Annotated in this window: 19 protein-coding genes; 2 read left to right on the top strand and 17 right to left on the bottom strand. The window is 73.0% G+C overall.

The window, feature by feature from the left end:
* Nucleotides 1-274 (bottom strand): SMI1/KNR4 family protein (locus tag ABD946_RS31765; RefSeq protein WP_345289055.1); only part of this gene is annotated, 274 nt, incomplete at its 3' end.
* Nucleotides 275-829: 555 nt separating this feature from the next.
* On the bottom strand, nucleotides 830-1,123 hold the full coding sequence (locus ABD946_RS31760) for a restriction endonuclease (protein WP_345289054.1): 294 nt from the start codon (nucleotides 1,121-1,123) through the stop codon (nucleotides 830-832).
* A gap of 49 nt (nucleotides 1,124-1,172) precedes the next feature.
* Here ABD946_RS31760 and ABD946_RS31755 point away from each other — a divergent pair, with 49 nt between their 5' ends.
* On the top strand, nucleotides 1,173-1,535 hold the full coding sequence (locus ABD946_RS31755; RefSeq protein WP_345289053.1) for a hypothetical protein: 363 nt from the start codon (nucleotides 1,173-1,175) through the stop codon (nucleotides 1,533-1,535).
* Between the two features lie 390 nt (nucleotides 1,536-1,925).
* Here the strand turns inward: ABD946_RS31755 and ABD946_RS31750 are convergent, their stop codons facing one another.
* The 11 genes from ABD946_RS31750 to ABD946_RS31700 all read right to left on the bottom strand — a co-directional run bounded on the left by ABD946_RS31750 (nucleotide 1,926) and on the right by ABD946_RS31700 (nucleotide 13,564).
* Entirely contained in the window at nucleotides 1,926-3,209 is a 1,284-nt protein-coding gene (locus ABD946_RS31750; protein ID WP_345289052.1) for an RICIN domain-containing protein, read from the bottom strand.
* 836 nt (nucleotides 3,210-4,045) lie between these two features.
* Entirely contained in the window at nucleotides 4,046-5,884 is a 1,839-nt protein-coding gene (locus ABD946_RS31745) for a cellulase family glycosylhydrolase (RefSeq protein WP_345289051.1), read from the bottom strand.
* A 212-nt stretch (nucleotides 5,885-6,096) separates the two neighbouring features.
* The gene (locus ABD946_RS31740) at nucleotides 6,097-6,669 is read right to left on the bottom strand and encodes a hypothetical protein (protein ID WP_345289050.1); all 573 of its coding nucleotides are present in this window, start codon (nucleotides 6,667-6,669) and stop codon (nucleotides 6,097-6,099) included.
* 61 nt (nucleotides 6,670-6,730) lie between these two features.
* Nucleotides 6,731-8,125, bottom strand: coding sequence for a hypothetical protein (locus tag ABD946_RS31735; RefSeq protein WP_345289058.1), 1,395 nt, complete (start codon nucleotides 8,123-8,125; stop codon nucleotides 6,731-6,733).
* Between the two features lie 5 nt (nucleotides 8,126-8,130).
* A complete protein-coding gene (locus tag ABD946_RS31730) occupies nucleotides 8,131-8,940 on the bottom strand; it encodes an ABC transporter ATP-binding protein (RefSeq protein WP_345289049.1) in 810 nt (269 codons plus the stop codon).
* An 80-nt stretch (nucleotides 8,941-9,020) separates the two neighbouring features.
* Nucleotides 9,021-9,851, bottom strand: coding sequence for a zf-HC2 domain-containing protein (locus tag ABD946_RS31725; RefSeq protein ID WP_345289048.1), 831 nt, complete (start codon nucleotides 9,849-9,851; stop codon nucleotides 9,021-9,023).
* On the bottom strand, nucleotides 9,848-10,417 hold the full coding sequence (locus ABD946_RS31720) for an RNA polymerase sigma factor (protein ID WP_345289047.1): 570 nt from the start codon (nucleotides 10,415-10,417) through the stop codon (nucleotides 9,848-9,850). The genes ABD946_RS31725 and ABD946_RS31720 overlap by 4 nt, the downstream gene beginning before the upstream one ends.
* Nucleotides 10,418-10,496: 79 nt before the next feature.
* Nucleotides 10,497-10,808, bottom strand: coding sequence for a DUF7701 domain-containing protein (locus ABD946_RS31715; RefSeq protein ID WP_345289046.1), 312 nt, complete (start codon nucleotides 10,806-10,808; stop codon nucleotides 10,497-10,499).
* Nucleotides 10,805-11,299, bottom strand: a complete 495-nt coding sequence (locus ABD946_RS31710; protein ID WP_345289045.1) for a RipA family octameric membrane protein — start codon at nucleotides 11,297-11,299, stop codon at nucleotides 10,805-10,807. The genes ABD946_RS31715 and ABD946_RS31710 overlap by 4 nt, the downstream gene beginning before the upstream one ends.
* Complete coding sequence (locus tag ABD946_RS31705) at nucleotides 11,296-11,997, bottom strand: DUF4328 domain-containing protein (RefSeq protein WP_345289044.1); 702 nt, start codon at nucleotides 11,995-11,997, stop codon at nucleotides 11,296-11,298. Before ABD946_RS31705 ends, ABD946_RS31710 begins: the two co-directional genes overlap by 4 nt.
* Before the next feature lie 76 nt (nucleotides 11,998-12,073).
* Nucleotides 12,074-13,564: a transferase gene (locus ABD946_RS31700; RefSeq protein ID WP_345289043.1), complete on the bottom strand. Its 1,491-nt coding sequence runs from the start codon at nucleotides 13,562-13,564 to the stop codon at nucleotides 12,074-12,076.
* A gap of 249 nt (nucleotides 13,565-13,813) precedes the next feature.
* On the opposite strand from ABD946_RS31700, the gene ABD946_RS31695 reads away from it, so the two are divergent.
* Entirely contained in the window at nucleotides 13,814-14,050 is a 237-nt protein-coding gene (locus ABD946_RS31695; protein WP_345289041.1) for a hypothetical protein, read from the top strand.
* A gap of 149 nt (nucleotides 14,051-14,199) precedes the next feature.
* On the opposite strand, the gene ABD946_RS31690 is transcribed toward ABD946_RS31695, so the two are convergent.
* The 4 genes from ABD946_RS31690 to ABD946_RS31675 form a co-directional block, all read right to left on the bottom strand.
* Nucleotides 14,200-15,414, bottom strand: a complete 1,215-nt coding sequence (locus ABD946_RS31690; RefSeq protein WP_345289040.1) for a saccharopine dehydrogenase family protein — start codon at nucleotides 15,412-15,414, stop codon at nucleotides 14,200-14,202.
* Between the two features lie 146 nt (nucleotides 15,415-15,560).
* Nucleotides 15,561-15,956 (bottom strand): SsgA family sporulation/cell division regulator, encoded by a 396-nt coding sequence (locus tag ABD946_RS31685; protein ID WP_345289039.1) that lies wholly within the window; start codon nucleotides 15,954-15,956, stop codon nucleotides 15,561-15,563.
* A 205-nt stretch (nucleotides 15,957-16,161) separates the two neighbouring features.
* Entirely contained in the window at nucleotides 16,162-17,349 is a 1,188-nt protein-coding gene (locus tag ABD946_RS31680) for a hypothetical protein (RefSeq protein ID WP_345289038.1), read from the bottom strand.
* A 402-nt stretch (nucleotides 17,350-17,751) separates the two neighbouring features.
* Nucleotides 17,752-18,180: an SRPBCC family protein gene (locus tag ABD946_RS31675; RefSeq protein ID WP_345289036.1), complete on the bottom strand. Its 429-nt coding sequence runs from the start codon at nucleotides 18,178-18,180 to the stop codon at nucleotides 17,752-17,754.
* Between the last annotated feature and the right edge of the window lie 143 nt (nucleotides 18,181-18,323).

Raw genomic sequence — 18,323 nt, 5'->3', positions numbered from 1 at the left:
GTGCGGGAGTGCGTTCCCATGTCGAGCGGGCACCCGAGATCTCGTCCTCGATGGCACCGGGATCCCACTGGATACCGTCCTTGTGCAGAGGGAGGAGCACACTCAGCAGGTCATCGATGCCCCCACCGCCGTAGAGCGACATGAACGCCTTGTAGTCGCCGGGCAGCCGGCAGTCCAGTCGCTCTTCGACCGAGGGCCAGTCAAGGGCCTCGTCAACGCCGAAGGTCGGGGCCATGACCTGGGCGAGTGCTGCGATATCCGGGTGCTCAGTCATGGGCCTCCCCTTCACTCCAGTTGGTCGGCTCAACCTAGCGGCTTGGGCGGACAGCACGGCCGGCGGATGCTGTCTCGGGCCGGCGCATCGGTCTCAACGATCGGCAGTGCCACGGCGCCGGGAGGCAGGCTGAGCTCTCGCGGACCGGGCCCGGCCGGCGTCGGGCGACAGTCCGTTCGGCCGCTTCGCCGAGGTCGTGCCACAGGTGCCATCGGTCCGCGACCTGCACCGCCTGCGGTGGCGCCTGCGGCGAAGAACGGCGCGCGGTCGCGGCAAACGAACACCGAGGCCGTCCGCCGGGAACGCGCCGCCCGCCGAAAGCACGTCCAAGAGCTCGAACAACGGCTGGCCGCCGCCCACAGAGAATTACTGAGACTGCGTCGGCGGCTCCAGGCGCAGGGGATTCAGCCCTGATTTCTGGCGCCTCGAGACTCCCCGCGAGGCTCAGGACTCCTGGACGCCGACCGAACGCACTGAGCACTTTGACGAGACCGCAGACAGCTTTTGTCGAGCTGCCGCGCATGCCAACGGTGGCGATGGGCTCAGACACGCGCATCACCCCCAGGGCGGCTTGCCGGTGCCCTCCGCCCAGAGGGCGAGGGCGCGGCGGTCGAGGGCGCGGATCCCGACCTGCTCGCAGAAGGCGGCGGCGGCCTTGGTGTAGGTGCTGGTGGTGACGACGACTGCGAGGTCGCAGTGGTGGACGTCGCGGTAGGTGCCGTTGACCTTCTGCACGTCCTGCGAGCCGACCAGGGTCCTCGGTCCGTAGCGCTTGGCCTGGATCAGGATGCGCCTGCCGGTGGGCGTGGTGGCCAGGATGTCGGCGGCCAGAATCGCCGGCGCCGCCAACCACGGTGACCTTCGTGCAGCCGTCGCGCCTGCACAGCACCGCGAGGGCGTGCTCGAACTCCTTCGGGCTCATCGCCAGGAACGGGCCGATGTGCCGCAACTGGGCCGCCTGGGCCTCGAACGCGCGGCGGCCCGCCAGTACCCGGCGGCGCACCAGCACGACCGCCATGGCGAGCACGGCGCCCGCCACGGTGAGCAGGATCAGCAGGTGCTGAAGGAGCCAGCCCACCACGGAGACAGCGAGGACGACGGCGACCAGGGCGCCGACGCGAGCAGCATGGCGCTGTCGCGGGCGGCCCGGATCCGGCGGCGGGCGGCCGCCCGGCTCCGCCCCCGGCCGCGGGGTCGTCGTGCTGGTGCCCTGCCTGCCACGGTGCTCCCCTCCGACGCACGGTGTGAAGGGCGATCGTAAGAACGCCGGGCTTCCGGGCGCGGCCGGTTCGTGGCAGGACGGCCGGTCAACGACACAGGAATGACCGGAACACGACCTGGCCCAACCTCGTCGTCGGCGCCGCCCAGGCCACCCGGTGAACCGTCACGGCACTGCTCGGTAGAGGTGGGGACACTCCGCATCCATCGTGGGCCGCACGGTCGACCGGCGGACCGGAAGCCCGGCGTCGGCGCCTTCGCGCCGAGGCAGTGCAGGCACTCGGTCGCAGGGCGACGTCCACGGCGGAGAGGTCTCAGCATTCCTGGTCGAGAGCTGGCCAGGCACGCCGGTGCGGCGTGCCTGACCAGCTGGGCGCAGGGCCCTGAGCGCATGAAGACCATCAAGCGCGGCGCCAGTAGCCGGATCCGTGCTCTATGAATTCCAGAACACCGGATAGAATTTCTGATTGATGGCCATGTTCTTGCCGTCGCACGGCCAGAAGCTCTCGTAGCCAGGATTGTCACCCATGGCATCGAGGCACATCGACGGATTCCACACGCTCCTGAGCTGCCAGGCGCCGGGATCGAAGGTGCTCCAATACAGATGGAACATCTGCGTGGTCAGATTGTCCTGACACGTGTACTGATCCATCACGGTTCCCGGCGTGGAATAGATTCCGTTGTACATGTCCAGGCAGAGGCCGGTGTCGACATTCTGGAGGCGGAATTCCCACTCGACGGCCCCCGCCTTCAGAAGCCTCCACCGCGTGCGGGAGTCAGTGTCCTTGGTCCCGGTCGCCGTGATTTTTGCCCCACGAGCACCGCTCTCGGCCCGCATGAAGGCGTCGTGCTTCTGGTCGGTCAGACTGACCACGTCGCCGGCCGCGGCGAGGTGCTGGCGGAAGAAGACCGGCGCATGATCCGCGTTGTTGATGACCCACGGGGGGAGTTCACCCCGGAAGTTCGGCATGATGCGACTCGATACCATGTAGTCCAACTCATGACCCGCGTCATGGGTCATGACGTTGTCACCCACACGATAGATTCGCCCGGTTCCGGCCATGGCGTCCGACGCTATCTGATGGACCCCTGGCGTTGGCTCCAGATTGAAGTCCCCCAGAACACTGACTCCCCAGTTGTTCTGGTGACCCCAGGCGTAGGCGCTGTTGAGCATCTGCTGGAACGGGACGAGGTTGTTCCCGCCCGAAGGCAGGTGGACATTGAAATAGACGTCGTCCTGGAAGCGGAGCCCGAGAGCGGCGCGACCGGTGGCCCCGCCCGGAGCGGCGACCAGGACCTGGTCCGCCGCCGTCGCCGAGACGAAGGCGAAATTCACCCGCCCACCGTGTGCGTCGTTGTCGACGCCGGACATCCAGTAGACATGGTAAACCGCTCCCCCGCCGGCATTCCAGTGATAGTACTCCACGGTCCTGTAATTGGCCGTTATCGTCCCCACGTGCTGCATGTTCGCCATTCCGGCCGGGTCCGCCCCGGCCTCCTGGACTGCGAGCAGGCGGTTCTGGTTCATGAGGTTGCGATATTGGGGCCACCGTGCCCCCTGCGAATTCCAGGTGGCGACCCCCCGACCAAAGGCGTTGAGCTCATTGGGCGCGAAGGCGTGCGCCACAGGGGCAGGCACCACGACCAAGGTCACGATCATTCCGAGCAGCGCCAACAGCAGGGCCGTCGCCCTGGGTAGGCCGGGGAACAGTTTCATGCGGGACATTTCCATCCTGCTTTCATGGGCGATTGCCTGGACGGAGCACGGGAACCGGGCAGAAAGTCGTGCCGCGAACGCGGAGCCTCGGGAGGCTCCGGAACTGCCCTCGATCACTCACGAGGGCCGCCGCAAGCCATGGCGGATTCGGCCTCGGCCCCCGGCTCTGGCTTCGCGTGCCATGACGCAGCGTCACTTCTCGTAGTGCATGTGCAACTCTGTGACCGGCATCCGCCGCTGTCAACGGGCCGTCAGTATGCGGCCCGTACTTCCCGGCACGACTGCCCGATCGGGCAACGGCCTCCCCCCGTCCGGGGCTATTCCCACCTTCCCTCCGTGAGGAGTCCTGCTTGGCGAACGACGCCCACGGGGTCCGATTCGCCCCGAACGGGTCCATCGGACGGTCACGGCCGCTCGGACCGGAGCGGCCCGGGCTGCCGGGTGCACCGGCGGAGCCGGTGACCAGTGCGCAGGCTCTGCTGGATCAAGTGCCCGACGGCGCACGGTCGTTCGTGGCGTGCAGCCTGGACAGCACCTCGCTACGCCGCGAACGTCGCCGGGTCGCGAGCGACCTGCATCCGAGTGCCGGGCGGCGGGTTCGCATGATGGGGCGTCAGGTGCAGCCAGGCGCAAGCTGGAGAGGCGCCACCCGGGCGCGAGGCAGCAGGTACCCGTCCCCGGGGTCGTGCCTGTTCAGCCCGGACGCACGGTGCCGCTCTTCCGGTGCTCGCTCCCCGTCCTGTTCGCCACCGCCGTCGGCTTCACCGGCCCGGGCCCGTGGCGAGGCCCCCGTGGCGGGCGGTGGCCCGGCCGCCACGGGGGCCGTTGTCGGACGGTCAGGCGGCGGTGCAGGTGAGGGTCGGGGCCGGGTTGCTGCCCGCCCAGGTGCCCTGGAGGCCGAAGGTGGTCGAACTGCCGGGTGACAGCGCGCCGTTGTAGGAAAGGTTGGTCGCGGTGACGGCGGCCGCCGACTGCTGGGCGGTCGCGTTCCAGGCGCTGGTGAGCTGCTGGCCGTTCGGCCAGGTCCACTTCACCGACCAGGACTTCGTGGCCGCGGTGGTGGCGGTCACCGTGACGGTGGCGTTGAAGCCCGGGGTCCACTGGTCGTTGAGGCGCCAGGCCGCCGTGCAGCCCGCGCTGCCGCCGCCGGTGCCGCTCGTGGTGGCGCTCACGGGGGCGGAGGCCGCCGAGACGTTTCCGGCCGCGTCCCTGGCCCGGACGGTGTAGGAGTACGCGGTGGCGGCGGTCAGCCCGGAATCGGTGTAGGTGGTGCCGGAGGCCGTACCGGCCAGGGTGGTGCCGCGGTAGACGTCGTAGCCGGTGACGCCGAGGTTGTCGGTGGAGGCCGTCCAGGAGAGGGCGACGGTGCTCGCGGTGCTGCCGGTCACGGTGAGCCCGGTGGGCGCGGAGGGCGCCTGGACGTCGCCTCCGCCGCCCGGGGAGCCGAAGCCGGGTGCCTTGACGTCCGTCAGGTAGGCGTCCTTGGTGGTGTTGACGGTGGTCCAGTCGTCGTTCAGGATGCCGCCGGTGTCACCGGAGTTGGGGTTCCAGGACCAGAACGTCCAGCTGATGCTGTCCGCGCCGTACTGGGCCGTCGGCCGCATGTACTGGACCAGCGCCTTCAGCCACTTCTGGTCGACGGCCGCCTGCAGGGTGGTGCCGAACTCGCCGACCCACACCGGCGCGACGTTCTGCTGGAACAGGTAGCCCCAGTTGCGGTCCCAGACGCCCGGCATGTTGGCCGGGAAGGACGGGTCGTCGAACCAGCTCTGCTGCGCCACGCTGGTGGCGTAGTCGTGCACCGAGTAGACCAGGCGGTTCGGGACGTCCAGCCGGACGGGGTACTGCGCGGCGCCCTGCAGGTTGCCGCCCCACCAGTACGAACTGCCGTTGAAGGTCTGGTTCCCCTCGACGAAGACCAGCAGCTTCGGATTGGCGGCGAGCACCGCGTTGCCGGCCCGCTCGGCCGCCAGGCGCCAGTCCAGGGCCGGGTCGCCGCAGCCCCAACAGGCCGGGTCGTGCGGCTCGTTGTGCAGGTCGATGCCGATCACGGTGGGCTTCCCCGCGTACCGGGTGGCCAGCGCGCTGAGGTGGGCGACCCAGGTGGACTCGGGGACCGCGGCGGTGTACCAGAGGGCCGACTGCCCGTTGGCGTCCGGACGGTGACGGTCCAGGATCACCTTCAGGCCGGCCGCTCCGGCCTGGTCGACGATCTTGTCCATCACCTGGAGCGAGTTCAGCCCTTGAAGATCGGCGTTGAGACCGCCCGAGGTGTTGAGGCCGGCCGGCGAGGTGCCCTTGAAGAGGTCGTCGCTGTAGGGGAGCCGGATGGCGTTGTAGCCGAGGGACTTGATCTGGTCGATCATGCTCTTGTAGTCCCGGGTCCAGAGCCCGTGCGGGACGTAGTTGGCGGTCTCGAAGCCGAACCAGTTGACGCCCGCGATCCGGACCGGGCGGTTGGCCTCGTCGAGCAACTGGCGGCCGCTGGTGTGCCAGTAGCCGGACCCGACCGCGCTGCTCACGGCGGGTGTGGACACCGGCGCGGCGGCTTGGGCGGTTCCGGTGGCCCGGGCCGTGGCGGTGGTGGGGGCGATCGCGGCGGGGGCGATCACGGTGGTCGTGGCGAGGGCGAGGCCCAACAGGGCATCGCGCAGGCGGCGTACGGGGTGGGGCACGTCGCTGGTCCTCTCTGGGACGGGCCCGGCGGAATCAGGAGTGGGAGCGCTCCCACTCAGGTGGGGATGATCCTGCCGAGGTGGGGGATGGAGCCGGGGGTGGGCATGCCGATGCGGCGGGGTCCAGTGAATCCATGGAGCCTCGAAGCGTCAAGAGGCCGTTCGGTATTCGCTAGTTGAACCCCGCCGCGTCGGCCGAGGCGGTCGGCCCGTCAGCGCCGTGGGCCGGCCACCGCGTACAGCAGGGTGCCGACACCTGCCAGGACCCAGGCCGTCCAGGCGGAGGCGGCGGGTGCCGGGTCGAGCACCGTCCAGTTCAGGACCTCGCCCGCCCGCCCGGGCACGATCGGCGCGCAGAGGGTGACGGCCAGCCAGGAGGTGGGCAGGGTCCAGGCGTAGGCCGCGCCGCCGAGGACCGCGCCGAGGGCGGCGAGGCCGGTCAGACCCGCACTGTCGCGGACCAGCAGGGAGGCCGGGGCGAGGTCGGCGCCCGCCGCGCGGGCGGCCAGCAGGGCGGCGGCGGTCGCGGCGCCGAGCAGCAGGACATGGGCCGCTCGGCGCGGGGCCCAGCGGATGGCGGCGGTGCGGTCCAAGTCGCGGTCCTGGCCTGCCAGTCCGATGCTGCCGGCCGCCACGGCGGCCGTGATCACCAGGGCGGCGAGCGGCGGGTTGGACGATCCGTCGCCTCCGCGCGCGAGGGCCGCCACGGCCGTCCCGAGGACGAGGACCGCCGCCGCCGACAGCGGCACCTGGCGTGAACGGGTGTAGAGCGTCGTCCAGTTCATCGGGCGACCTCCCGGGCGGACGACGGCACGCGGCGCGAACAGGAGGACGGCGTACGGCGGTTCACCGTTGGACCTCCCCGGTCAGCAGCGGCAGCTGCGCGCCGCGGTCGCAGGAGAGGGCGCTCGCCCGGACCTCCGCGACCAGGGTCCGCTGCTCCTGCGGACCCAGTGCCGCCAGCTTCGCCCGCGCCGTCTCGGCCTGGGCCCAGAGCCGGCGCGCGTACTCGTCGGTGCCGGGCTGCTCCAGCGGGACGAGGCGTGCGTCCCCGAGCGCCCAGGAGGCGAGGACGCTCTGCACGGCCACGCCCTCCTCCCCGCCGCCCTCGCGGTCGTTGTGGCCGTGGCAGTTCGGCGCCAGGCCCTGGCCGACCAGGGCCCGGGTCAGGGCCGGGCCGGTGGCGTCGGTGAAGACGCGTTCGTCGAAGTCGACCAGCACCGCACCGTCCGTGAGGAGGCGGTCCTCGCCGAGCCCGCGCAGCCGCGTGTCCTCCGTGATCGCTCCGGGGGCCTTCTCCCCCAGCGTGCCGCGCAGCACCTCCAGCGCCTCCTGTCCGCGCCTGGCCAGCTCCGGAAGGCGTGCGCCGTTGGCCCTGGTGACACAGACCGGCCCGTCGCAGACGGGGGTGGCGGCCGCCCGGTCGACGACGTAGGTGTCACGTGCTTCGGCCGGGAGCACGGCGAGCGCCAGCGCGGCACCGGCCAACACCGGTACCAGGGCGAGCAGTCGGGCCCGGCCGGTGGTCGCGGCCAGCAGGGCGAAGCCGGTGGTGAGCAGGCCGAGCAGCCAGAGGGTCTGACCGAGGTGGACCGGGCCGGAGAGGGTGAGCAGCATCTCCCTGGGCTCCACCACCGTCGGGGAGAGCAGCGAGAGGCGGTTCGGCGCGAGGCCCGCCGGGAGCGCTCGGTCGCCGTTCTGTCGCAGCAGGCTGACGGCCAGCAGGGCGAGCACCGTCAGGGCGGGCGGGGTGAGCACCGACGGGAGCGCCCGTGCGACGCCCATCCCGAACACCGCTCCGGCCGCCAGTGCCAGCGCCGCCACCAGCGAGAGCGGCACCCACCCGAGGGTCGGGTACTCGCTCGCACCGGCCGCCACCCGGACGGCGCCGACCAGGACCAGCAGCCCGAAGCCGACGACGAGGGCGAGGGCCGCCGCCGCGACCGGAACGGCCGCTCGCTGCCAGGGAGTTCGCGGCGTGGTGGCCAGCAGTTCGGTCATCCGGGAGCGCGCGTCGCGCAGGCCGTGGAGCGCGCCGAGGCCCACCACCAGCGGCCACCAGAAGCCCAGCAGGTACCTGGTCCACATCGCCATCGAGGTCCACTGCGCCGTCCATCCGGCCGTGCCCCGCCACCACACCCCGTCGATCAGGAAGAGGACGGCCAGGCTTCCGGCCAGGACCAGCAGACCGGCCCAGGGGGCGGCCGAGCGCCGCAGTTCGGTGCGCAGCACCCGTGTCATCCCGGTCACCAAGTGCCCCCGATCTGACCGGAGTTGCTCAGCAGCGCCGAGTATCCGCGCTCCAGCGGGCTGTCGCCCGGATGCTCCGGCCCACCGGCCGCCGCCAGCTGCTCCGGCGTCCCTTGGAACACCAGCCGGCCGGCCGCGAACAGCACCACGTCCGTGCAGGCCGCCGCGACGTCCTCCACCAAGTGGGTGGAGACCACCACGCAGGACTCCCGCCCCAACTCCTGGAGCAGCTCGCGGAATCGCAGCCGCTGCGCCGGGTCCAGCCCGGCCGTCGGCTCGTCCAGCAGCAGCACGTCCGGGTCGTTGACGATCGCCTGGGCGATGCCGGCCCGGCGCACCATGCCGCCGGAGAGGGTCTTCATCCGGTGGTCGGCGCGGTCCGCCAGGCCCACCCGTTCCACCGCCCGCTGGACGGCGCCGGGGATCTCGGCTGCCGGCACCTCCTTCAACCAGGCCATGTACTCGACGAACTCACGCACCGTGAAGCGCTTGTAGTAGCCGAACTCCTGCGGGAGGTAGCCGATCCGGCGGCGCAGCGACCGGTGGTCCGTGCGCCCGCCCACCGAGGTGCCGAGCAGTTCCAGCTCGCCCCCGGCGGGGCGCAGCGCGGTGGCGAGGGCGCGGATCAGGGTGGTCTTGCCGGCGCCGTTGGGGCCGAGCAGGCCGTGGGCGCCGGTGCCGAGGGAGAGGTCGAGGCCGTCGACGGCCATCTTGGTGCGCCCGGCCCGCACCTTGAGGCCGGTGGCCCGGATCTCCCAGGCGTAGGTCCTGGGCGCGATGTCGGCCGCGCTGGTGGCGGGTGTCATGTGCTGGGGGCCTTTCGGGGTCGGGTAGGAGTGGTCGTCACCGTGGGTCGGGTTCGAGCGTGTCGGGTTCGAGCGGGTCTTCACCGTGTCGAGTACGCGTTCCTGCGCAGTGCCACGGCGACGGCGCCGATGGCCAGCAGTGCGGCCCAGAGCGGGAGTTGGTCAGGGGCGGGCACCAGGGGGGCGCGACCGGCGACCACGGCGGGGGTCAGGACGGCGACCGCCCAGCCGCCCGTGAGCGCGGCGGCGGCGCGGGTGACGCCGACGAAGCTGCCCAGGGCCAGGGCGGTGGAGGTGAAGGCCAGTGAGGGAAGCAGCCACTGAGCGGCCGTCATGGCGCCGGTCAGCCACCCCTCCAGCAGGAGCAGCGGCAGCACGAGGGCCAGCACCGCGGTGGTGCGGCGCAGCAGCAGGGGCAGGCCGGCCCGGGCGGTGGTGGCGGTGAGCTCGTGCGCAGGGTCGAGGGCGCTCGACCAGGAGGCGGCGACCGCGCCGAGCGGCAGCACGGGCGCGAGCAGCAGCAGGGGCGACACCCCGCCGAACGGACCCGGTAGCCCGGCCCGGTCCAGCAACAGCGCCGGCGCGGTGACGGCGAAGGTCATCGCCAGCCAAGGGCCCATCACCGGCGTCAGCCAGGCGGAGAACCACGGCGGGCGCCACCTCTGCGGCGTCGGCGCGGTCACCAACTGCGGCTCCAGGCCGACCCGTACGGTCTCCAGCAGCACGCTGAGGTCCGGCGCCCCGGTGGCCACGGACGCCGCCAACAGCCCCCGGCAGGGTGCGCAGCCCTCCAGGTGCGCCTCCAGTGCCCAGACCGTGTCGGCGGGCAGTTCCACGGCGCCGCCCGCGTAGTCGTCGATCAGCTGCCTCGACGCGTGCTCCAGGTCCGCGCCCCTGCGATCCGCCCTCACGTCAGTGCCTTCCGCATCGCGATCCGGGCCCGGCGCGCACGGGTCTTGACCGTGCCTTCGGGCAGTCTGAGCAGCACCGCGGTCTCCCGGACCGTCAGCCCGTCGAGCACCGTGGCCTGCAGCACCTCGCGCAGCTCGGGTGCCAGGCGCCGCAGGGCGTCACCGACGTCGCCGCCGACCGTCCCGGCCAGCGCCTCCTCCTCGGCGCCGGGCGCCACCGCCCGTTCGACGGCCGCCGCCGGAGGTTCCGCGTGGTGCGCACGGCGGCGGAAGGCGTCGACCAGCCGCCGCGCGGCGATGGTCCACAGCCATCCCACCGCAGAGCCGCCGACCACGCTCCCGGCGAAGGCCCCGGCCGCGCGCCACACCGCGAGGTAGGTCTCCTGCATCACCTCGGCGACGATCTGCTCGTCCGCGCAGCGCCGCCGCAGCCGCACCGCCAGCCACGGCGCCGTCCGCCGGTACAGCTCGTCGAAGGCCGCCCGCTCACCGCGCGCGACCAGCCGGACGAGCTGTTCCTCGTCGAGTGTCTCCAGCGCCCCTGGCGCCCTCCTGCGTGATCTCACACCTGCCAGACGGCGCAGACCGCCCTCAGGTTCTCGGAATCAGGTGACCTGCCTCACACTCTGCTGACGGAACGCCAGGTCAGGCCCCCTCGCCCGCCCCGGCCCGTCGCGTCCTGCGCGCCGCCTCCCGGATCGCCTCCGCGTACGGGGTGTCGTGGGCACGCGTCTCGGCGGGGAGGTCGTGGAACGGCACCAGGGCGCGGTGGCCGCCGTCGACCGATCGCATCCAGGCGGACCAGGCGTCGTGCACGTCCTCGTCGGTGACCTGCTCCCCCTTGGCGCGCAGCAGGACCGCGTAGATGCGGAAGAGGCCGTCGGAGTCGGGCGGCGGCACCGCGGACGGCGGCAGGCAGGACCGGATGAGGTCGGCGAGGCGGTCGATGTAGGTCACCTGAGCAGCGTTCCCACGAGCAGGAGCGGATAGACCCCGGCGAACACCAGGGGCACGAGGCGTTCGGAGAGCCCGAGTTCGGCGTACCGGCCGCGTCGTCCGTTCGTCGACGGTGCCGCCTTGAGGTGGTCCCACTCCTCGGTGAAGATCTGCGCGGGGAGGCGCTGCTCCAGCGCGTTGATGACCCGGAACTTCGCGGCGTTGAGGTCCCGGTAGGTGCGCAGTTGGAGCCACCAGGCCGCCGAGAGGGTCATGCCGGCGACGGTGACGGCGGCCACGACCCACCAGGCCGAGTCCTCCAGCCGGGGGATGCCGAGGCCGAGGACGGTGACCAGGGCGGTCTGGACCGAGAGGAAGAAGGCGTTGGCGCTGCCCCGGCGGGCCGAGACCCGGTCGGCCATCTCCACCGCGAGGCCGTAGAGCGCGAGCAGGTCGGACGAATCGGCCGGCCCGGGGCCGGGCCTGGGCGAGGGAAGGGGGACGGTGGTCACCGGACGCTCCCGGTGAGCTCCTGGGCGCTGTCCTGCCACGCGGTGATCCGCCTGATCAGGACGATGGCCAGCACACCGGCCGCCAGACTCAGCAGCGCCAGCACCGTGCTCACCTGTGCGGAGGAGAGCACTTCGGCCTCGCTCGTCCACTCCTCGGCCATGCCTCGCTGGATCGGGGTGAGGAAGCCGAGGAGCACGAAGCACGCCCACCAGGCCTTCACCGGACCGTCGGAGGCCGACCGCCCGGGCGAACTGGCGCGCCACACGTCCGAGACGAGCTGGTAGGGATACCAGAGGTTGACCAGCACCGTGCTCCACGACCACACGATCCAGAGCCGGGAGCGGCGGTGTGCTTCCCGGCCGCTGATCGCCTCCGCGTTCGCCCGAGCCCGCCACAGCCAGACGATGAACGCCAGGCCGGCCGCGAACCCGGGGACCAGCAGGTACGCCAACTCCGATGAGACCGTCGTGAGGAAGCTGGAGTCCAACGCCAGCGCGTCCGCCTCGGTGGCCGTCCCGGCGAGGGCGTCGCGGACGAGCGCGTAGTACCGCCACGCCGTCACCGCGACCACCAGCTCGCGGACCACGACCAACCCGATCAGCAGCGAGGCGGCGACGGCCCGGCCCGCCAGCGGCCTGTGCCGCGCGGGGCCGGCACTGCCGAGGTCCGTCCGGACCTTCTGCCCTGAATCCCCCATGGTTCCCCTCCGAATGAGTCCGGATCACCGGCTCCGCCCCTGACGGTGCGGCCCCGGTGTGAAGTTCGGCCGAGCGCTAACGGACACCGAGCAGGTCGAGCACCCGAAAGGGCAGGGCCAGCGCGGCGAGCACCAGCACGCCCCTCCACCACACGACGAACATCGTGCTGTCGCTCCGCCACACGACCAGCCGGCCCCGGACCCCGACGGAGGCCAGCGCGGCCTTCATCGCGCGGCCCGTGAGCCGCGCGGGTGAGGGTTCCCAGACCAGCGGTGCGGCGGCCTTGAGGGCTCGGCGGAGGAAGCCGGGACGCGGGAGGGTGCCGGGTGCGGGCTCCACCGCCCGCACCTGTGGCACCCACTCCGGGTCGAACGCGACCGCCGCCGACACCCAGGTGGTGTCCGCCGCCACCTCGGCGAGCCGCATCGGCACCGGCATCAGGCCGTCCAGGCTCCGCTCCGCGTCCGCGGTCCGCCCCGGCGTCAACAGGACGATCCGGTGCGGTGGTTGAGTGGCGAACGCCCGCTCGATCTCCCAGCGCAGCCCCTCCCCCGCTCCCACCCGCAGCACGATGAGCCGGGACAGGTCCATCAGCCTGAGGACCGTCGGCTTCCAGTCGTCCAACGGCAGGTAGAACCGTGCGGCCCCCAGGTGCGGCAACGGCTCCCCGGGCCGGCCCACCGCGATCACCGGTCCGAAAGCCTTCAAGGAGGCGGCGAGTTGCTCCTCCCGCGAGTGGATGGTGAATCCCATCGCGTCGTCGACGGCCATCGCGCTCCGGTCGTCGGCGAAGCTGCGCAGGTACAGCACCGGCTTACGGCCGTCCGCCCGCAGGGCGCGGGCCGCGCCCCGCGCCGAACGGGGACGGGAGTACCTGAGGATCAGCAGACCTGCTCCGACGGCGACCAGCCCGATCGGCAGCAGAAGGAGCTGAACCCCCAACGAGTGCTCCTCTCCGCGCTGTTGCGCGTTGGCGACCGACCCGGCCCCGGCGAGGAACAGGGCGTATCCGGTCCAGGTCACGGACAGGAACACCGGCCTGCGCCACCGCGGCTGACGCGCGGCGAACCGGTTCACCACGCGCACCAGTTCCTCGCCGGCCGTGATGCGCCGACGCCGGAGCCGCACCATCGGTGCGACCAGGGCTCCCGCGACCACGGCCGGCCACAGCGTGGCCTGCTCGAAGGAGTCGAGGTGGCGCTCGAGCGCCACCCCGTCCCGGGCGACGTCCGCGCCGAGCGGAACCACCCGCTCGCGAGCGGCGGACAGCTCGCCCGCCGCCAGCAGCTCGGCGGTGGCGCGCACCGTCTCCCGACTCCGGCCCGCAGGGGCGTGCGCCTCGAACCAGTCCCTCAAGGCGGTGACCTCGGCCCGCGCCGACGCGTCCGCGCCCGCGTACCGGTCCGTGACGAGGGTGAAAGCGGCGGCGTGCCCGGGGCCGTCGCGGAAACGATCGCGGGCCTGTACGTCCTGGCACACCGTGATCGCGAAGTGCAGCGAGAGGTAGGCGGCGACGACGGCCACCGCCGTGACCCATCGGGCCAGCAGCCTCAGTCCAGGTGACATCCCATCACGCCCCCCGCGCCGGAACATCGGTACCCATACGAATTGACCGCATACCACCGGCCTCAAACGCGGACGAGGGCTCGGCGGCAGCCGTTGGCAGAAGCGGCACGAGGTCGTTCCGGTACGCACGCACCAGGATTCACACAGGTCCGTCGTGCACCCGCCCTGCGTACCCTCCTTCGAGTGGTCCCATCGACGGCCCCGGCGTTGCGCTCCGGCCGTCCGCCGGGCGCAACCTACGCTCCGCAGATGGACGACGCATGGACCGCAGAGCAGGCAGGGTGGTACCGGATCGGGCCCGGGGGCCAGGAGTTCCTCGGTCTCGAACGACCGGACGGCGCACCGCACTTGGAGGGTGAGGGCCTGGTCCTGGAGCTGAACCCCGGGGACACGGCCAGCTGGCACCCGGGTGCCCTCGGGGCGGCACGGGCGGATGACGCGCCGGCGCGCACGATCCCCTGGGACCACTCCTACGACAACGACTGACCGACCGTCCGGGCGCCGCCGCACGCCCGAGGGCGGCGGGGCTCCGCGCGTCCACCCGGTCGGCCTGGTCCACACCCTCCCAAGGGCCCGCGGACTCCTGCGGAGCGGCGGTCGGCCGTCGGCAACGCGCGGCAGCGGGCGGCGGGCCGTCAGCGCCCCGGGGCCGTGGTCGGCAGGGCGTCCAGGACGCGGAAGGTGATGCCGGTCTTGAGCAGGCGGTCGATCAGGGGGCGGCCCATGGCGACAGCCGTGGTCAACTGACCCGACAGCGCCGGGAGTTCGTCGTAGGCGAGGCAGAGGGCGGATTCGGCGAGCATCTTGGCCGTCTCCTGGTAGCCGGGGTCGCCGCCGGAGACCTCGGTCAGGACGGCGCGGCCGTCGTCCGCCCGGGCGGCGAAACGGACGGTGAACCAGTTCCGGGCCCGCTGCTCGGCGCTCGGGCCCTCGCCGGGCTTGCGCAGGTTCCCCAGCAGGCGGCGCAGGGGCGGTAGTTGGGCGGCGAGGGCGAGGCCCGCCACCGTCGCGATGCCGCCGAGGGCGACCGGCAGGTGCTTGACGGCGGCGTAGTGGGTGTAGCCGAACTCCTCGCCGTACTCCTCCAGGCCCGCCGCCGACCGGGCGACCACCTGGGGGTCGATCGCGGGCATCGGGACCACCCATGCCCGGGCCGGCACCGAGCGCCGCACTCCGCCCATCGGGGTGTGGATCCGGCGCCCCTTCGGCCACGGCTCCGCCGCGCGGCGCTCCTTCGCCGCCCCGGCCATCGCGCGGGGCCGGGAGAAGGCGAGCAGCGCCGAGGCGAAGGTGCCGCCGGAGACGGTACCGCCGACCCGGACGAAGCCCTCCACCGTCAGCTGCTTCAACGGGCCGCCGCGGCGCAGCAGTTCCTCCACCGTGAAGAGGACGCCGAGGTCGTGCGGGACGGAGTCGAATCCGCAGGCGTGCACGATGCGGGCGCCGCTGGCCACCGCCCGTTCGTGGTGGCGCAGGTACATCCGGTCGACGAACTCGGGTTCGCCGGTGAGGTCCACGTAGTCGGTGCCGCTCTCCGCGCAGGCGGCCACCAAGGGCTCGCCGTGGCGCAGGTACGGGCCGACCGTGGAGATCACCACCCGGGCGGAGGCCGCGACCTTGCGCAGCGCCTCGCGGTCCGCCGCGTCGGCCACCAGCAGGGGGAGGTCCGCGCAGCGCGGGTCGATCTCGGCCAGCCGGGAGCGGACGGCGGCGAGCCGGCCCCGGTCGCGCCCGGCGAGCGCCCAACGGCAGCCCTCGGGGGCGGCGGCGGCCAGGTACTCGGCGGTGAGACCGCCGGTGAACCCGGTGGCGCCGAACAGGACGAGGTCGTACGGGCGCGGCTCTGCCATCAACTGTCCCTGCCTACCTACTCGCGGGTAATCGACTGCGCCACGCTAGGAGCCCACCGGGGCGCTGTCAACGACCCCGCCCGCACGGTGGTCCGACCGGCCGTCAGGATCCGCCCGGGGAGGACCGGAACCGCCCACGGCCCCGCTCAGCGGAGCAGCCGACGGATGCACCCGTCCCAGTCGACCAGTTCGCCCTCCGCCCCCGGCGGCACCAGCCGGTGGGTGCGGGTCAGGAAGGCGGCCAGGTCCCGGGTCGGGGCCCGGAGCGCGGCGATGCCGTCGCCGGTCGGGCCGCAGAGGGCGAGCAGAGTGGTGCGGCCGTCCACCGGCCGGATGTGCACGTCGCCGTCGCCGCTCGGGCCCACCAGGCCCTCCGCCAGCAGGTCGCGGCCGAAGGCCCAGAAGACCGGGACCGGCTCCTTGGGGAAGTAGCAGCGGATCGCCCACGGGTCGCCCGTGCTGTAGTACAGCTCCACCGGCACGTCCGCGCGCGGCCCGACGTGGTGGCGCATCGCCGTCCGCGCCGTGATCAAGTCCGCCATCCGCCGCTCTCCCCTCGTCCCCGGCCCACAGCCCGCAGCCCGCAACCGACTGCCGACTGCCGACTGCCGACTGCCGACTGCCGGGAGGCGCCTGCCCCGTAATCGGCGGAGCATGCATCCGGCGGCGGACCACCGGATGCCGTCGGCCCGCTGACGCCGCGTCGGCGAACGGTCCACCCTCACGACCGGCCGCGGTGGCGGCCTGTCATGACCAGTGCCGGATCACCGCCGCGGTCACCCTCGGGTGCGCCAGGCCCGCCGGGGAACCGCTCAGGCTGACCGCGTTCCAGACGCTGATGGCGACCCGGTCGTCGGCGGCCGCGGCCCGCATCGTCGCCCCGAAGGCCCTCCCCAGCAGCCGCGCCAGCGCGGGGTGGGTCCCCGGGACCTGCGGCATGGCCCGGTCGGCCATCGTCGAGAAGAGCCAGGGCAGCCGCACCGCCCGCGCGGCCTCCCGGTAGAAGCGCCGCGGCAGGCCCTCCGGCCCGTCGGCCAGACACCGTGCCAGGGCCCGCGCCTCCAGTGCGGCCACCGTCATGCCCGCGCCGTAGATCGGGTTCAGGCTGCACACCGCGTCCCCGACGGAGACCAGGCCCTCGGGAACCCGGCGCAGCCGGTGGTACTCCCGGCGCACGCAGTCCGGGTACTTGAAGGCGGAGATCCCGGTGAGCGGCTCGGCCACCGCGAGCGCCTTCCTGGTGGCGGCGGGGAGCATCGCCCCGGCGAAGGCCAGGAACTCCTCCGGTGTCTGCGGCGGGTGGTTCTCCAGGCCGAACCCGTAGAGGGAGAGCACCCAGGCGTCGTTCTCCTGCTGGGTGAGGACCAGGCCGCGCGGGCGCGCCGGTGTCGCCCCGACCAGCACGCCCTTCGCCGCGCCCAGCACGCCCGGGGGCACCTGGAAGCGGCGGCTGGCGTAGCCGACGTCGACGCGCAGCCGCCTCTCGGCGGGGGCCGGGTAGCCGAGCGAGCGGAGCCAGGCCGCGCCCCGCCCGGCCCGGCCCATCGCGTCCAGCACGAGGTCGGCCGCGAGGTCCTCGGAGGAGCCGGCCACCCCGGCCCGGGACAGCCGCACGCCGCTCACCCGTACGCCGCTCGATCCGGCACCGCCCGCCCGGGCAGGGCCCGCCGCGATCGGCGCGGTGGCCTCGAACCCTTGCCGCAGGCTGACGTTGGGCAGCGCGGCGACCCGCTCGCGCAGCTGGCCCTCCAGGAACGGCCGACTCGTCTGGAGCACCCGGCCGATGGGCACCTGCCGCAGGCGCGAGCCGAAGAAGACGATGTCGAGCTCGTCCAGCGCACCGGCGAACGTGCCGCCCGCGCGGACCAGTTCGGCGACGAGTCCGGGGAAGAAGCCGTCCAGCACCTCCGCGCCGGCGGCCGTCAGCGAGTGCACGTGTGCTCCCTGCGGGACGCCGCGCCGGACGGCGGGGGGCGCTCTCGAAGGCGTCCCGCTCGACGAGGGTGACGCGGTCGAAGTGCCCGGAGAGGGCTCGGGCCGAGCACAGCCCCGCGATGCCCGCTCCGAGCACCACCGCGTGCCCGGATCCGGACCGGCCGCCACTTCGCGCTGGATTCACCATCGCCTCCGATCGCCCGCCGACTTCGGGAAGTCGGGCCGACCGTACCGCCGGGCCGGGCGGCGGAACAGCGTCGGCGTCGGGCCGCCCGAGGCACTCGACGCACGGGGCGCGAACCCGCCCGCGCCTCGCGCCGCCGACGCCCCTCGGAGAACGCCCCGCCCGCGAACCGTCACCGGAGCCGCCGGCAAACCCTCCAGCGGACCCTCGACGGACTCTCAGCGGACCTTCAACGGACCGGCGAAGGACTTCCGCAGCGCCGACGGCGCGACCACGGGCAGGAGCGCGGCCAGCAGCTTCCCCTTCAGGGTGTCCGGTGTCCGGGTCAGCCGGACGTCGACCCGGGTGCCGCCGCCCTCCGGCGTCATCCGGAAGTGCCAACCCCCGCCCGGGCCGAAGAGCTTGGAGTCGAGGGTGGTGACGGTGACCTCGTCCCCGCCGGGCTGCCAGTCGTAGCGGGCCCGCTCCCAGGCGGCGGCGGTGCCCTCGGTGACCTCGGCCCAGCCCTCGCCCAGGCCGTGCACCGCGAAGTGCGCCGCGTCGATGGAGGGCCAGGCCTGCGCCCGCGCCGGCCCGAAATCGGTGAGCACGTCCAGGACTTCGGCCGGGCCGAGCGAGGAGAGGAGGTGGAAGCTGACGACGGTCACGGGGTCCTCCGGTGAAGGGGTGCACCGGACGGTCTGCCCGGCTGCGGCTCCACCCTGTCCGGACCGCCGTCGGCGCCGCATCGGTCAGTTGACGTCGGCCCTCGCCGGTGACCGAGGTCATGACGGTGTCGAGGGTCCGACCG

The sequence above is a fragment of the Kitasatospora albolonga genome (assembly GCF_039535905.1).
Taxonomy (GTDB): Bacteria; Actinomycetota; Actinomycetes; order Streptomycetales; family Streptomycetaceae; genus Kitasatospora; species Kitasatospora albolonga.
This window is presented reverse-complemented; position numbering and strand designations above follow the sequence as displayed.